The organism is Flavicella sp., assembly GCF_029238425.1.
Classification (GTDB): Bacteria; Bacteroidota; Bacteroidia; order Flavobacteriales; family Flavobacteriaceae; genus Flavicella.
Window position 1 is genome coordinate 12,758 of the sequence record NZ_JAQWGB010000114.1, and the last position, 15,304, is coordinate 28,061.

Consider the following 15,304-nt stretch of genomic DNA (forward strand, 5'->3'; position numbering starts at 1 on the left):
ATCTTATAGGTAGCAACCTTTTCTTTTCAGGAAATTTGTACCTGTAATTAAAAGATACATCATGAAAAAAACAATAATCATATTGGCTTCATCAATTCTGTTGGTAGCCTTTGGCAAAAGTTCAATTCAAAAAAAAGAATACATTCAAACTAAAAAATCAGAAATTATGACAAGTGAAAATAGATTACAAATAGAGAATTTGTTGGCTGAATATCAAAAAGCATTGGTGAATTCGGATGCAAAACTAGCACAATTTCTTTATACTAAAGATGGAATTTTTATGCCAACAGAAGCACCAAGTGGCGTTGGTAAAGAGGAAATTTTAAAATCCTATGAATTTGTGTTTTCTCAAATACAATTAGATATTGTTTTTGATATCAAAGAGATAGAGATAGAAGGAGATATGGCGTTTGCGGTCACTAATTCAGAAGGGACAGTTCATATACTAGCTAACGGAGTAAAAGCACCCGAGTCGAATAGAGAATTGTTTGTGTTTAAAAAAGTTTCAGGAGAATGGAAAATTGCAAGGTATATGTTTAACAAAACAAGTGCTAAATAATAAGTCTTGAGATTATTGTACAAAAAAAGCCTACTAAGTATTAGTAGGCTTTTCTATTTATAAGTGTTTATTGTTTATACATCGTCAAAATCAACGGCTATTTTTGCTGTTGTTGGATGTGCTTGACAAGCTAATACCAATCCTTCTTCTATTTCGTCATCCGTTAAAATACTGTTAGAGGTCATAATCGCCGTACCTTCTGTTACTTTACACATGCAGCTGCTGCAAACTCCTCCTTGACAAGAGTAAGGCGCATCTAAATTATGTCGAAGAGACGCTGCCAAAATGGTGTCCTTTTGGTCCATGGTAAAAGTAGTTTCTTCATCGTCTACTAAAACAGTGATTTCAGAAACACCATCTGCAGAACTCACATCTTTTGTGTCGGCAGAGGATACAAATAGCTCAAAGTTGATGTTTTCTTTTAAGAAGCCATCCTCTTTCAGAGTTGTACTTACTTCATTGATCATTTCTTCTGGTCCGCAAAGAAAAACATCGTCAAAATTTAAATGATTGAATTTTTCTCTTACGATATAATTTGTTGCTTTTTTATCGATTCTACCTTGCAGGCTTCCCGATGTTTCTTCTTGTGAAAAAGCATATTTAATATTGAAACGTGCAATAAACTTTTTTGCTAAAGCATCTAGTTCCGTTTTAAAAATTGTGCTATCCGCTGTTTTGTTACCGTACACCAAAGTAAAAGTTGACTTTGGCTCCTGTTCTAAAACCGTTTTTATCATTGATAAAACTGGAGTAATTCCACTTCCTGCTGTAAAGGCAAGATAGTTTTTTAGCTGATCGCTTTTGGTACTAAGTGTAAAGTTTCCTTCTGGAGGAGCAACTTCTAAAGTGTCACCTGATTGCAATGAGTTGTAAGCGTAGTTTGAAAATTTACCATTTTCAATGGCTTTTACTGCGATTTTTACATCGCCACTTTTTTCTGATGAGCATATTGAGTAAGCACGTCTTAATTCTTCTCCGTCTACGGTTGTGCGCACTGTAAGATATTGTCCTGCCGTAAAAGCAAAAACCTTTTGTAAATCCTCAGGGATATTGAAAAGAATAGAGACAGCGGAGCTTGTTTCTTTTACAATTTCTTTAATTGTTAATGTGTGAAAATGAGGCATAAGTAATGTGTAATAAAATGTGCTGCAAAAATAAGAAACTTATTAGTAGTGCTTAGAACATTTTAAAAAAAATACCTATAAATCTTTAATTAACATTTGTTAGACGTATAAGCACCATTAAATCCGTATCTTTATTTTCTGCTTGATTGTTAGGTTATGAGAGACGGGAAACAAACCTTAGAGGAATTACTAAATATAGCGCATCCAATTATTGTTGCGCCCATGTTTTTGGTGTCCAATGTTGCTATGGTTAAAGTTGCCATGCAAAAAAATGTTGCTGCTTGTATTCCGGCTCTAAATTATAGAACTACTGACAAACTGAGAGCTGCGATTCAAGAATTAAAAAAAGAAAAAACGGAGAAAGGCGCTTTTGGAATCAATATTATAGTAAATAAATCGAACTTAAAATACAAAGAGCAGCTGAGTGTTTGTTGTGAGGAAGGTGTAGATTTTATTATTACTTCTTTAGGAAATCCAAAACTTATTATTGACGAGGCACATAAAAAAGGAATAAAGGTTTTTTGTGATGTTGTAAATCTTAATCATGGAATTAAAGTTGCCAACATGGGTTGCGATGCTTTGATAGCAGTAAATAATAAAGCTGGAGGACATCGTGGTGACTTTGGACCAGAGGAGTTAATTTCTCAATTGAATGCGCATTGTTCAATACCCATAATCTCAGCAGGTGGTGTAGGAAGTAAAGAAGAATTAGATAGAGTGCTTTCTTATGGAGCGGTAGGTGTTTCTATAGGGAGTCCGTTTATAGCTTCGGAGGAAGCTGGGGTTTCAAAAGAGTATAAAGAGGCTTGTGTTTCTTATGGTGCTGAGGATATTGTTGTTACCCAAAAGATTTCTGGTACACCTTGTACTGTAATCAATACACCCTATGTTAAAAAAATAGGAACCAAAGAAACTTGGATAGAATGTGTGTTGAATAGAAATAAAAAGCTCAAAAAATGGGTAAAGTTGTTGCGTTATTTAAAAGGGACAAATGATGTTGAAAATGCCGCTACAACGGCAACTTACAAAACGGTTTGGGTGGCAGGACCCACCATAGAATACACGACAAAAATAGAATCTGTAAAAACAATTATTGATCGGTTTATTTAAACAATCTTTTGTTGTCCGTTTTGTTTCTTTTTGACTGTGTATAGTATCCATTTATTTGTTCGCTTATTGCTATCTCAAACTACTTATATCAATGAGTAATATTATTTGTAGTTTTGCGTTATTAGGTTTGAGTTAAAAAATACTCGAACAGAATTCTAATTATGTAAATCTTGGTTAAAAATTATTCTTTTTTATTTATTGGACTTGCGTTGCTTGTTTTTAGTTGTAGTACTAAAAAAGACACTTTTGTAAATAGAAAGTATCATGCAATGACCACCGAATACAATATTTTGTATAATGGTGAAATTGCTTTTCAGGCAGGTTTGAATGAAATCAATGAAAAATACCAAGATAATTACTGGGAAATACTGCCAATTGAGCCTTTGAATGTTGATGAAGGGAAAATCGATATTCCAGATTATAAAAAGAAATCAAAAAAATCCAATAAGAATAAAAAGAAAAAAGAGGTAGATAAGAATCTTACTTCTTTTGAATTAGCCGAGGAAAAGGCTGTGAAAGCGGTTCAGAAGCATTCCATGAATATTGGTGGTAAAGAGAAAAACAGCAGGATAGATGAGGCCTATTTACTATTAGGTAAATCACGTTATTATACCAGTCGTTTTGTTCCGGCAATGGAAGCTTTTAATTATGTGATTAAAAATTATCCTGAAGCAAGTTTGATAGACGAAACTATTGTTTGGAAAGCAAAAGCTGACATTAGAATGCAAAATGAGGATGTGGCAATTGCAGATTTGGAGGAGTTTTTAGAAAAAGATCAGATCGATCAAGCGAATTTGGAAGATGCCTATATTACCATGGCAATGGCTTATACTCAGATTGACAGCACAGAAATGATCATTCGAAGTTTACATAGCGCTGTAGACGAAAGTAAAAACCCAACGAAAAAAGCAAGAAACCTTTTTATATTAGGTCAGTTGTATCGTGAAGAAAATGATTTGAATAATTCCCAAACGGCTTTTCAAGAGATTATTGATTTTAGAAAAGCTCCATATGACTATAAAGTTCATGCTGAGATAGAAAAAGTTAAAAATTTTCAGTTAGGTGGTGTTCCTGAAGAGGCGATACCTCAGTTAGAAAAATTAATAAAAATCAGGGAGAACAGACCTTATTTAGATGAATTGTATTATCATCTTGCCTTGTTGCAAAATAAAAATGGAGACCAAGATATAGCATTGGAAAATTATCAAAATTCAGTGCATGCAAAGAATGCTAAAAATTTTCAGAAAGGATTGTCATATGAAGCCTCCGGAGATATTTATTTTGATGACACGGATTATGCAACTGCCAGCAGTTTTTATGATAGTGTATTGCAGGTTTCGGGAAATATAGATTCAAAAAGGATCAGAAAACTAAAAAGAAAAAAACAAGGCTTAGAGTCTGTTTTGGTCTTTGAAGAAGTAATTCGAAGAAATGATAGTATATGGAATGTACTTGCAATGGATAAAGAAGAGCAGTTTGAATATTTTACAGCGTATATAGAGAATTTAAAAAGAGAAGAGCAGGAGGCAAAAGAAAAAGCAGAATTCTTAGAGGACCTAAAAAAATATGAGGAAACGGGATTGGCCAGTGCACAAACTCCAGTAAAAGCTTCTCATAAAAATGGGGATTGGTATTTTTATAGCAGTCAGACCGTTAGTTTTGGAAGTCAAGAGTTTAAGCGTATTTGGGGCTCAAGAAAGCTTACTGATAATTGGAGGTGGTCCGATAATACACGCTTGAGAGATGAGGAATTGATTGTTGTGAGCACAGCTGCAGCAGAAGGAGGTGATGAGCTACCAGAGAAATATAAGGTAGATTATTACGTGAATCAATTGCCATCTACTCTAAATGAAATTGACAGTATTTCTAATTTAAGGAGTAGTACTTATTATCAATTGGGATTGATATATAAAGAGCAATTTAAAGAATATGAACTTGCGGCCGAAACCTTAGAGACCTTGATAGAGATCTTTCCTGAAGACAAACTTGTGTTGGGAACTAATTATCATTTATTCCGTATTTACGAAGCCATGGGGAATCAGGAAAAAGCGGATTACTATAGTGGTATCGTGGTAAGGCGTTTTCCTAATTCTGTATTTGCGCAAATGATTATAAACCCGGATGAGGTTATTGATAGTACCAGTGATAAAACGCCTGAAGGTAGTTACCGAGAAATATACTATACCTACAAGTCTGGAGACTATTTACAAACGATTTATGATATTTCAAAAGCGTTGCGTACCTTTGAAGGAACACCTATAGTACCAAAACTTGAATTATTGAAAGCGTATGCCTTGGCAAAGACTAAAGGTAAAAAAGCATTTATGAACGCTCTAGACTATATTGTTTTGAATTATTCTAATACAGAAGAAGGCAAAAAAGCGAAAGAGCTAATGAGTAAGTTGAAATAAAGTACCCCTTAATATGTTTAAAGAGAAAAAAATGAAAGAAAGTCCTGTTTTAGAAAGAAATGTAATCGGTAAGAAAACATCCATCGTAGGAGATATTCATTCTGAAGGTGATTTTAGAATAGATGGTTCTGTAGAAGGAAGTATTCGTGCAGATGGAAGAGTTATCATAGGAAAAGAAGGAAATGTAAAAGGTTTGATTGAGTGTACCAATGCAGATATCGAAGGTGAAGTTTCTGGAAATATTTCTGTAAGCGATATGTTAACGCTTAAATCTACGGCTGTAATCCATGGTGATGTAGTGATCGGTAAGTTAACGGTTGAGCCAGGTGCTTCTTTTAATGCAACTTGTAGCATGAAGGGCATGATTAAAGAATTAAATAAAGATGGCTCAAAAAAATCCTCAGAAAAAACCGCTTAATAAATTTATTAGATTTACCGGGATTGGTATTCAATTAGGGGCCACCATTTATTTGGCGGCTTATCTAGGAAAAAAATTGGATGTTTATTTTGGTTTTGAAAAAACCCTGACCCTTTTGTTGGTGCTTTTTGCATTTGTGCTATCTATGTATAGTATGTTGCAACAACTCAAAAAAATGGAAGACTAAGAATCATAATGTCAAAAAAAATCGTTCTCTTTTCTGTCAGACTTGTAATTATTGCGGCTCTTATTTTTTATATTCATACCGAAATGCTGAGGTTTTTAGGGTATCCACCTTATAAAAGCATGATAATGGAGGGGTACTATGCGAATGTTATTTTGGCAATATTTATTTTTTCAAGTTTGAGTTTTTTACAAAAAAAATTCAGTGATCAGTTAGGGTTTTTGTTTATGGCGGGAAGCCTATTAAAATTTGCTGTATTTTTTATTTTTTTCTCCCCACAATTTAGAGAGGATGGAGATATTTCTCGATTGGAGTTTTTGTCATTCTTTGTTCCATATCTATTGTGCTTATTTTTAGAGACTTTGGGCGTGGTCAAGATTTTAAATTCTTCAAAAAAAGAAGAATAATTTTCTCGGAAAAATTGGATTTAAAATAATCTGAAAATTAATTTTTCCATTACGTTTAAAAATATATCTTTGCAGCGTTTTTAAGACACGTTTATTTATAGATTATGCGAAGAGATTTTTTAATCAAAAAGATTACGTTTTTATTGTTTTTAGTTTCGTTTATTTCGGTAGCGCAACACCACGATAATGAACATGCTAAACATTCAACTAGCCATACTGAAGAAACTGAGGCTTCTTTAGGGGAAGAAATTAAAGAGTTTATCAACCATCACTTGTTGGATTCTCATGATTTTGGGTTGTTTTCTTACGAAGATGAGCACGGAAAAGAGGTTCATGTTGGATCTCCTTTACCAGTTATTTTATACGATGCTGAATCTGGGTTAAACGTTTTTTCTTCATCTAAATTTCATCATGGAGAAACGGTTGCAGAAAACAACGGTAGCTTTTTTAAATTATATCACGGTAAAATTTACAAAACAGATGCAGCAGGTACCATCACTTATGATGATCACCACCACGCAACAAATACGAAACCCATTGACTTTTCAATCACTAAGAACGTTAGTTTTATTTTCTTAGTAGCATTGTTTATGTTTTTGGTATTCACAGGAATGGCAAAAAACTACAAAACAAGCGCATTGCCTAAAGGTTTTGGTCGTTTGTTAGAGCCATTAATTTTATATGTTAGAGATGAAATTGCGATTCCAAACATTGGGAAAAAGCATTATAGAAAATACATGAGTTATTTGTTAACCGTATTTTTCTTTATCTGGATTGTGAACTTATTAGGTCTAACTCCAGTAGGAATCAACGTAACAAATAATATTGCTGTTACTTTATCATTAGCATTGATCACATACCTTTTAACTACGTTTACAGCAAACAAAAATTACTGGGGTCACATTTTTTGGATGCCAGGAGTGCCAACACCGATGAAAATTTTATTAATTCCAATCGAATTGTTAGGTACTATCATTAAGCCATTCTCATTGATGATTCGTTTGTACGCAAATATTACGGCAGGTCATATTGTATTGATGAGTATCATTGGAATGATGTTTATCTTCAAAAACTGGATTGGAAGTCCATTGTCTTTTGGATTGGCGTTTGCATTATCATTATTAGAATTATTAGTAGCGGCGCTACAAGCTTATATTTTCACTATGCTATCTGCATTGTACTTCGGTTCTGCAGTAGAAGAGCATGATGATCACTAAAAATTGAATGTTTAATAATTAAATATATATATCATGGAAGGATTAAATTACATTGGAGCAGGATTGATCGTAATCGGTGCAGCTGTTGGAATTGGAAGAATTGGTGGTTCAGCAATGGACGCTATTGCTCGTCAACCAGAAGCATCAGGAAAGATTCAAACTGCTATGTTGATTGCAGCAGCCTTAATCGAGGGAATCGGTTTCGCAGCTTTATTCGCAGCATAAGACAAAACAAACAAATAGCTACAACGGTTGGTTGTAGCTATTGTTTATCCTAAAATTAATTAAAAAACACAACACACAGGATGGAAAAATTAATAGAACAATTTTCATTAGGTTTATTTTTCTGGCAATCAGTATTATTTGTTGCATTGGTTCTTTTGTTAAAGAAATTTGCATGGAAGCCAATCTTAGAAGCAGTAAACGATAGAGAGGAAGGTATTAAAAATGCATTAGAATCTGCTGAAGAGGCTAAGAAAGAAATGCAATCTTTGAATGCTGATAACGAAAGAATATTAAAAGAAGCGAGAGCTGAGAGAGATTCTTTATTAAAAGATGCTCGTGAGATAAAAGAAAAAATTATTTCTGACGCTAAAGAGGAAGCTCAAGAACAAGCAAGTGGAATTATTGATGCTGCAAAATCTGCTATTGAAGTAGAAAAGCAAGCTGCAATTTCTCACTTAAAATCTCAGGTTGCTAATTTATCAATTGAAATTGCTGAAAAAGTAGTTCAGAAAGAATTAGCGGCTAAAGAAGATCAACTTGCACTAGTTGACAAAATGTTAGGTGATGTTACTTTAAACTAAGATAAGATGAAAGGAACTAGAGCAGCACTTAGATATGCAAAAGCAGTATTGAATCTTGCAAAAGATTCTAAGAAAGAAACAGAAGTGAATAACTCTATGCAGTTGATCGCTAAAACTCTTTCTGAAAGCGAAGAACTTGCTCTTGTATTAAGTAGCCCAGTAATCAAAGCGGATCTTAAGATCAAAGCTTTGAATGCTATCTTTTCTAAATCAGTTGATCAAATCACTTTAGGTGCGATCAAATTGTTGGGAGAGAATAAAAGATTGTCTTTGTTGGCAATGGTTGCAAAGCAGTATACAATTTTGTTTGACCATGACAAACTAGTTGACGTTGCTAGAGTAACAACTGCTGTACCATTAACGGCAGCATTAAATAAAAAAGTACTAGCTAAAATAAAAGAACTAACGGGTCACGAAGCTATTGTTGAAAATGTAGTTGACGCTGATATTTTAGGAGGATTTATTTTACGTGTTGGAGATATACAATACGATGCAAGTATTTCAAATAATTTTAACGAATTGAAAAGACAATTTGACCACAGTCATTTTGTTGCAAAAATTTAATTATACATCAAAATAATTCAAGATGGCAGAAATTAAAGCAGCTGAAGTTTCAGCAATTTTAAAAGAACAATTGACAAATTTTGAAGCATCAGCTTCATTGAGTGAAGTTGGGACAGTTTTACAAGTTGGAGATGGTATTGCTCGTGTATACGGTTTATCTAACGTACAGTACGGAGAATTGGTTCAGTTTGAATCAGGATTAGAAGGTATTGTATTGAACTTGGAAGAGGATAATGTTGGAGTTGTACTTTTAGGTGCATCTACTTCAGTAGTTGAAGGATCTACTGTAAAACGTACGGAACGTATCGCATCTTTAAATGTAGGTGAAGGTATTGTTGGACGTGTTGTTGATACTTTAGGAAACCCAATTGATGGTAAAGGACCAATCGAAGGTGAAACTTTTGAAATGCCTTTAGAGCGTAAAGCTCCTGGTGTAATTTTTAGAGAGCCAGTAACTGAGCCTTTACAAACAGGTATCAAATCTATTGATGCAATGATTCCTGTAGGTCGTGGACAACGTGAGTTGATTATTGGTGACCGTCAAACAGGTAAATCTACAGTAGCTTTAGATACTATCTTGAATCAAAAAGAATTTTACGATGCAGGAGAGCCAGTTTACTGTATTTATGTAGCAATTGGACAGAAAGCTTCTACTGTTGCAGGTATCGTTAACTTATTAGAAGAAAAAGGTGCATTGGCTTATACTACTGTAGTTGCAGCAAGTGCTTCTGAGCCAGCTCCAATGCAAGTATATGCTCCTTTTGCAGGTGCTGCAATTGGTGAGTACTTTAGAGATACAGGTAGACCAGCATTGATTATTTATGATGATTTATCTAAGCAAGCGGTAGCTTACCGTGAGGTATCTTTATTATTAAGAAGACCACCGGGACGTGAGGCTTACCCAGGGGATGTATTCTTCTTGCACTCTAGATTATTAGAGCGTGCTGCAAAAGTAATCAACAATGATGCTATTGCTCAAAAAATGAATGATGTACCACCTTCATTGGTTGGTAAAATCAAAGGTGGAGGTTCTTTAACTGCGTTGCCAATTATTGAAACGCAAGCGGGAGATGTATCTGCTTATATTCCAACAAACGTAATTTCTATTACGGATGGACAGATTTTCTTGGATGGTGATTTATTCAACTCAGGGGTTCGTCCAGCAATTAATGTTGGTATTTCTGTATCTCGTGTAGGAGGTTCTGCGCAGATCAAATCAATGAAAAAAGTATCAGGTACTTTAAAATTAGATCAAGCGCAATACCGTGAGTTAGAGGCTTTCGCAAAGTTTGGTTCTGATTTGGATGCTGCTACTATGAATGTAATTTCTAAAGGTGAAAGAAACGTTGAGATCTTAAAACAAGGTCAAAATGATCCTTATACTGTAGAAGATCAGGTTGCAATTATCTATGCAGGTTCTAAGAACTTGTTGAAAGATGTTCCTGTAAATAAAGTAAAAGAATTTGAAGCTGACTTCATTTCTTACTTAAATACAAAGCATAGAGATACTTTAGATTCTTTGAAATCTGGAAAATTAGAAAAAGCATCTTTGGATGTATTAGAAGCAGCTGCTGCTGAAATTTCAGCGAAATACGCTTCATAAATTATTAGTTGGTATAGAGTAGTTGTTCAACTACTCTATGCTGATTTGAGTCATTGTAAAGTTTAAGTGGTTCGCTACTTGACATAATCGACAAAATATTAAATAAGAAATGGCAAACTTAAAAGAAATTAGAAACAGAATTACTTCGATTGGTTCGACGATGAAAATCACGAAAGCAATGAAGATGGTTTCTGCTGCTAAATTGAAAAAAGCTCAGGATGCAATTACTGCTATGCGTCCATATTCAAATAAACTTACAGAGTTGTTGCAAAATTTAAGTGCAACTTTAGATGCTGATGCAGGTGGAGTTTATTCAGAGCAAAGAAATGTTTCTAAAGTGTTGATGGTTGTTGTAACTTCTAACAGAGGTTTATGTGGAGGTTTTAACTCTAATGTCATCAAAGAAACTAAAAAAGTTGTTGCTGAAAAGTACCAAGGAAAACAAGTTGATTTGTTATCTATCGGTAAAAAAGGAAACGATATTTTAAGTAAAGATTTTACGGTAATTGATAATAAAAGTGAAATTTTTGACGATTTGTCATTTGAAAATGTTGCTGCAATTGCTGAGAATTTAATGGAACTTTTTGTAGCTGGATCTTATGATAAGATTGAAGTGGTTTATAATAGCTTTAAAAATGCGGCTACTCAATTAGTACAAGTAGAGCAATTTTTACCAATAAAGCCTGTTGAGACAGATGTAAATGTATCTGCAGATTATATTTTTGAGCCTCAAAAAGAAGAAATCATTTCTGCTTTGATTCCTAAATCTTTGAAGACTCAATTATTTAAAGCGTTACGTGATTCTTTTGCTTCAGAGCACGGTGCTCGTATGACAGCAATGCATAAAGCAACGGATAATGCGAATTCCTTGAGAGATGAATTGTTATTGACATACAATAAAGCACGTCAAGCTGCAATTACAAATGAAATATTAGAAATTGTTGGAGGTGCTGAAGCATTGAATGCATAATTAAACGGAGCAGAGCGAAGTTAAATTTAAAATTTCGAAGCATTGAACGGATAATTTCTAAATACATAATTTAAAAAAGCTGTAACATTTTTGTTACAGCTTTTTTTTGTTTAAAAGTGTTTTTTACGCTTATAGCTCTCGTGTTAACCAAGGTTTATAGTTATTGTTTTTTTTGAAAATTAAGAGATTATTTTTTATTTTTAGGTTAAATGTCTAAAATCATTTGTCTTTTAGTGTTTTTAAAAATGGCTTAACTAACCATTAATATTTATCTAACCTTAAACTTTTAAATATGAAAAAAAATTACTTATTTATTTTATTATGTAGTGTTTCCATTTGTTTATACAGTCAAAAAACTTTGGATATTGGACCAAGTTGGAATGAAGTAACAAATTGGAGTGATGATACGTATCCCGTTTCTACGGATGTTATCCAAATAAGCTCAATTGCTGCAGCTTCTACGTTGGATAGAGATACTGATGCTGAGCGTTTACAAACAGGAACTACAACAAATGATTATTCTATTGCAGAAGATGTTGCACCCAAATTATTGACCTTGCATAAAAGTTTTTCTGGAACCTCTTATTGGGATGAGGCAGCAACCGTAATTTATAACCAAGGAGCGGGAACCAGCATGCTTACATTAAATAACGATTTTTATTTGGATAATGACCAGGTTGGATATGTTACCATAAAGAATTTCATTGTCGCCAATACGCTCTCAGTTGGTGCTACTTGTTCAATTGTATTCAATACACCAACAGTGATCAATAACAGAGGAACGGTAAATATTTATGGTACGCTTAGTTCTACTGAAGCAGTGTTGGGTGTTCCGGATCATCGTTTTATATTTTCGCAAGCCGGTGTAGTGAATTTTTTAGGGACAGCCACGGTTTCTGCTAATGGTGTTTATTTATATAATTTTTCGAATGTCGTGATGTCTACAGATGCTTCACATGTAGTAACAGAGGATGAAATTGCTGTTAATGGAGGGGCTACAGCGAATTTAACGATTAATACCGAGGATTGTATTCAGGGAAAAATACGCTTAAATAATGGAAGTACTTTTAATTTTAATATTAATGCTAATTTGAACTCGTTAGGTACTTTAAACATGTCTAGTTCCGTTTCTACAATAAATATGACAATAGATGATTCCGTTACTGCTATTCATTTTGCAAATAGTAGTAGTCAAGGTACAAATGTTGCTGATGATTTCTCAATAGTTGGTTTTAAAGAAAATGTACTAAGATTTGGTACGGATGCCACAGGATTAACAACGGCTCAATTAGAAAGAATTACTGCGGATGGTGTAGCGTCTGGAATGAGTTTAGAGTTGGACACTGATGGATATTTGGTTGTTGCTGCTGCAGCTTCCATAGATGGAAATGATTCTATCGACTCCTTTGTGTTATCACCTAATCCAGTAAAGGATCAACTTAATATTCATGGCATGGAATCAATAGAGAAGATTGAAATATATAATTCTGTTGGAGGATTGTTAAAATCGGTTGAGAATTTTGATCAATCCATTGATGTTTCAGATCTTTCCAGTGGTGTTTACACATTAAAAGTATATTCTACATCTGGTGAAATAAAACGTAAATTCATTAAGAATTGAATTTTTTAAAAAATAATATATAAAAATGAAGTCACTACTATCGGTAGTGGCTTTTTTATTTACAGTAGCTAAGTTTTGCATATATAGTAGGATTTGGTCTGTTCATCTATGGTTTCTTTTGTTTAATAGAAATATTTCAACCAAGGAGAGCGATTGATATAATTTTAATGTAAAATCTAAACATTTTATATTATGAAAAAATTATACGCACTTATTTTTATTACCGCTTTATGTGGTAATCTAATGGCTCAAAAAATCTTTGAAGGATCTATTTCCGACGGTTGGGCTTTGAACACTAACTGGTCCGATGATACTTTGCCTATAGCGACGGATGAGATTACTTTAGATAAGATGGTTTCTGAATTAGATACTGATATTTCTGCAGAAAGGTTATTTACAGACACAACATCGGGAGATTATACGATCAATGAAGCGAACGATGCTGCGTTACATCTTAAAATTGATGTAGCTAATACTTCTTACTGGAATGCAGAAAATGTAGCTGTAGATAATATAATTACAGGTACCTCGTCTTTAACCTTTTTTAATGATTTTCATATTGAGAATGATTTATATGTACCGGATAAAACTTTTAAAGGTTCTTTGGCTTTTAAAAATTTTAAAACAGGTGCAACTTTAAATTTTGAATCTACATGTTCGGTCTTGTTTGACTGTGTTATGGTTATCAATAATAAGGGAATTGTAAATATGAAAGGTGATTTTGTATCGACAGAATTGGTAAGTCCAGGGACTCCAGATTGGCGCTTTACATTTTCTCAAGTAGGAGATTACAATATTTTAGAAAATGCCACTATCTCGGCGAATGAAATATACATGAATACCGGAACAAATGTAATTATATCAACAAATGCTTCACATGTTGTTACAGATGATTTATTGGTTTCTAGTGGTCAAAATGGAATTAACAACTTGACTATAAATACGGCGGATTGTATTGAAAGTACCTTGAAAGTAGCCAATTTAAATACCTTGAATTTAAATGTAAATGCTAACCTTAGCAATATGGGGGCTTTGAACTTGAAAAGCACCAGTTGTGTTCTAAATTTAACTATTGATAATGCAGTAACTGCAATTAATTTTGATGAATCTGATAACCTTACTTTTGATGTAGGAGCTGTTGTAAATATTACTGGTTTTAAAGAAAACGTATTTCGTTTTGGTACAGATAATAACGGCTTAACAACTACCCAGTTATCGCAGTTTGTTGCAGATGGTGCCGGTTTGGGAAAATCATTGGAATTGGATTCTCAGGGTTATTTAATTGTTGCTGCTACAGCTTCAAATTCTCATACTGAATATCTAAATGTGAGACTGAAATCAAATGTGGTTAAAGAAGAATTAGAAATTATTGGTGATGCTTTCATAGAAGAAGTGGAAGTGTTTGATCTTTCAGGAAATTTGATCCTTTCAAACTTAACGGACGAAAAGACACTTAATGTTGCACAACTTTCTCCAGGAGTTTACATTGCAAAAATAAAGACTAGCGAAACGTATCTCTCAATGAAGTTTGTCAAAGAATAGAATTACAAAAAAAGAATGCCTCAATGTAAATTGAGGCATTTATTTGTTTATTCATACCATTCACTAAAAGATTTAGAGGCTTTAATTAATACTTCTTCACATATTACAATACTTATAGTATTTTAGGTAAGATTAAAATAATCTCGTTTTAATATTATGTTTGTATAAAATATTTAATTTTGTAGTATGAAAAAAATAATGATTCTATTTTCGGTTTTAATGATTGTCTCCTGCGCATCTACATCAAATGCTACAGACGAAGCTAGTATAAAAGCGAAAGAGTTTAATAAAGTTAGTGACAAAGGTGTGGTCTATATGTATCGTCCAAATAGAATGTTTGCGGCAGCTTTGTCAACGAATATAAAAATTAATGGCTTGGATGCTGGTGGTACCGGTCCTGGTACGTTTTTTAGATGGGAGTTAAAACCAGGTATTTATTCTTTCTCCGCCTTTTCTGCTGAAAGTTCGGCGGTAATTGAGCTTGATTTGAAAGCCAATGAGCATTATTTTATTCGTCAAGATGAAAGATTAGGTCTGAATGGTAATCGTCCTACTTTGACAGAAATTAAAGAGGAAACTGCTAAAAAGGAAATGGAAAAATTAAAGTTACTAATCAGTGCATACAGAAATTAATACTATAAAAGCTATGAAAAAGATACTTATCGCATTCTTATTAGGAACTGTATTTACTTACTCCCAGTATGACAATAGCGAAAAATTCACAGTGTATGCAGGAGTTATTACCAATGGACCGGATGAATATGATTT

The 15,304-nt window shown here is 33.5% G+C and carries 16 protein-coding genes; 15 read left to right on the forward strand and 1 reads right to left on the reverse strand.

Translation table 11 applies throughout. The features are described 5' to 3' along the window. Positions 1–61 precede the first annotated feature (61 nt). The gene (locus P8H68_RS08585) at positions 62–559 is read left to right on the forward strand and encodes a nuclear transport factor 2 family protein (RefSeq protein ID WP_300323540.1); all 498 of its coding nucleotides are present in this window, start codon (positions 62–64) and stop codon (positions 557–559) included. A gap of 74 nt (positions 560–633) precedes the next feature. Here P8H68_RS08585 and P8H68_RS08590 read toward each other — a convergent pair whose 3' ends face one another. After that, positions 634–1,683 carry a ferredoxin--NADP reductase gene (locus tag P8H68_RS08590; protein WP_300323543.1) on the reverse strand — a complete coding sequence of 350 codons (1,050 nt, stop codon included), beginning with the start codon at positions 1,681–1,683 and terminating at the stop codon, positions 634–636. A 156-nt stretch (positions 1,684–1,839) separates the two neighbouring features. Between P8H68_RS08590 and P8H68_RS08595 the strand changes: the two genes are divergently transcribed. From P8H68_RS08595 to P8H68_RS08660, 14 genes are all read left to right on the forward strand, one after another. After that, positions 1,840–2,793, forward strand: a complete 954-nt coding sequence (locus P8H68_RS08595) for a nitronate monooxygenase (RefSeq protein WP_300323546.1) — start codon at positions 1,840–1,842, stop codon at positions 2,791–2,793. A gap of 170 nt (positions 2,794–2,963) precedes the next feature. After that, a complete protein-coding gene (locus tag P8H68_RS08600) occupies positions 2,964–5,204 on the forward strand; it encodes a tetratricopeptide repeat protein (RefSeq protein WP_300323549.1) in 2,241 nt (746 codons plus the stop codon). A 31-nt stretch (positions 5,205–5,235) separates the two neighbouring features. Next, positions 5,236–5,622, forward strand: a complete 387-nt coding sequence (locus P8H68_RS08605; protein WP_300323551.1) for a polymer-forming cytoskeletal protein — start codon at positions 5,236–5,238, stop codon at positions 5,620–5,622. After that, the gene (locus tag P8H68_RS08610) at positions 5,588–5,809 is read left to right on the forward strand and encodes an AtpZ/AtpI family protein (protein ID WP_300323554.1); all 222 of its coding nucleotides are present in this window, start codon (positions 5,588–5,590) and stop codon (positions 5,807–5,809) included. The genes P8H68_RS08605 and P8H68_RS08610 overlap by 35 nt, the downstream gene beginning before the upstream one ends. A gap of 8 nt (positions 5,810–5,817) precedes the next feature. Next, on the forward strand, positions 5,818–6,213 hold the full coding sequence (locus tag P8H68_RS08615) for a DUF6168 family protein (protein ID WP_300323557.1): 396 nt from the start codon (positions 5,818–5,820) through the stop codon (positions 6,211–6,213). Between the two features lie 104 nt (positions 6,214–6,317). Next, on the forward strand, positions 6,318–7,430 hold the full coding sequence (gene atpB / locus P8H68_RS08620) for a F0F1 ATP synthase subunit A (protein WP_300323559.1): 1,113 nt from the start codon (positions 6,318–6,320) through the stop codon (positions 7,428–7,430). A gap of 33 nt (positions 7,431–7,463) precedes the next feature. Beyond that, positions 7,464–7,655, forward strand: coding sequence for an ATP synthase F0 subunit C (atpE, locus tag P8H68_RS08625; protein WP_139957468.1), 192 nt, complete (start codon positions 7,464–7,466; stop codon positions 7,653–7,655). Positions 7,656–7,735: 80 nt separating this feature from the next. Further along, on the forward strand, positions 7,736–8,236 hold the full coding sequence (locus P8H68_RS08630; protein ID WP_300323566.1) for a F0F1 ATP synthase subunit B: 501 nt from the start codon (positions 7,736–7,738) through the stop codon (positions 8,234–8,236). Positions 8,237–8,242: 6 nt separating this feature from the next. Then, positions 8,243–8,800, forward strand: a complete 558-nt coding sequence (gene atpH, locus P8H68_RS08635) for an ATP synthase F1 subunit delta (protein WP_300323569.1) — start codon at positions 8,243–8,245, stop codon at positions 8,798–8,800. A 22-nt stretch (positions 8,801–8,822) separates the two neighbouring features. After that, a complete protein-coding gene (atpA, locus tag P8H68_RS08640; RefSeq protein ID WP_300323572.1) occupies positions 8,823–10,403 on the forward strand; it encodes a F0F1 ATP synthase subunit alpha in 1,581 nt (526 codons plus the stop codon). A gap of 109 nt (positions 10,404–10,512) precedes the next feature. Next, complete coding sequence (atpG, locus tag P8H68_RS08645) at positions 10,513–11,373, forward strand: ATP synthase F1 subunit gamma (protein WP_300323575.1); 861 nt, start codon at positions 10,513–10,515, stop codon at positions 11,371–11,373. A 292-nt stretch (positions 11,374–11,665) separates the two neighbouring features. Further along, complete coding sequence (locus P8H68_RS08650) at positions 11,666–12,994, forward strand: T9SS type A sorting domain-containing protein (RefSeq protein WP_300323578.1); 1,329 nt, start codon at positions 11,666–11,668, stop codon at positions 12,992–12,994. Positions 12,995–13,186: 192 nt separating this feature from the next. After that, a complete protein-coding gene (locus P8H68_RS08655) occupies positions 13,187–14,536 on the forward strand; it encodes a T9SS type A sorting domain-containing protein (RefSeq protein WP_300323580.1) in 1,350 nt (449 codons plus the stop codon). 186 nt (positions 14,537–14,722) lie between these two features. Then, positions 14,723–15,169 carry a DUF2846 domain-containing protein gene (locus P8H68_RS08660; RefSeq protein ID WP_300323583.1) on the forward strand — a complete coding sequence of 149 codons (447 nt, stop codon included), beginning with the start codon at positions 14,723–14,725 and terminating at the stop codon, positions 15,167–15,169. The last annotated feature ends 135 nt before the right edge of the window (positions 15,170–15,304 follow it).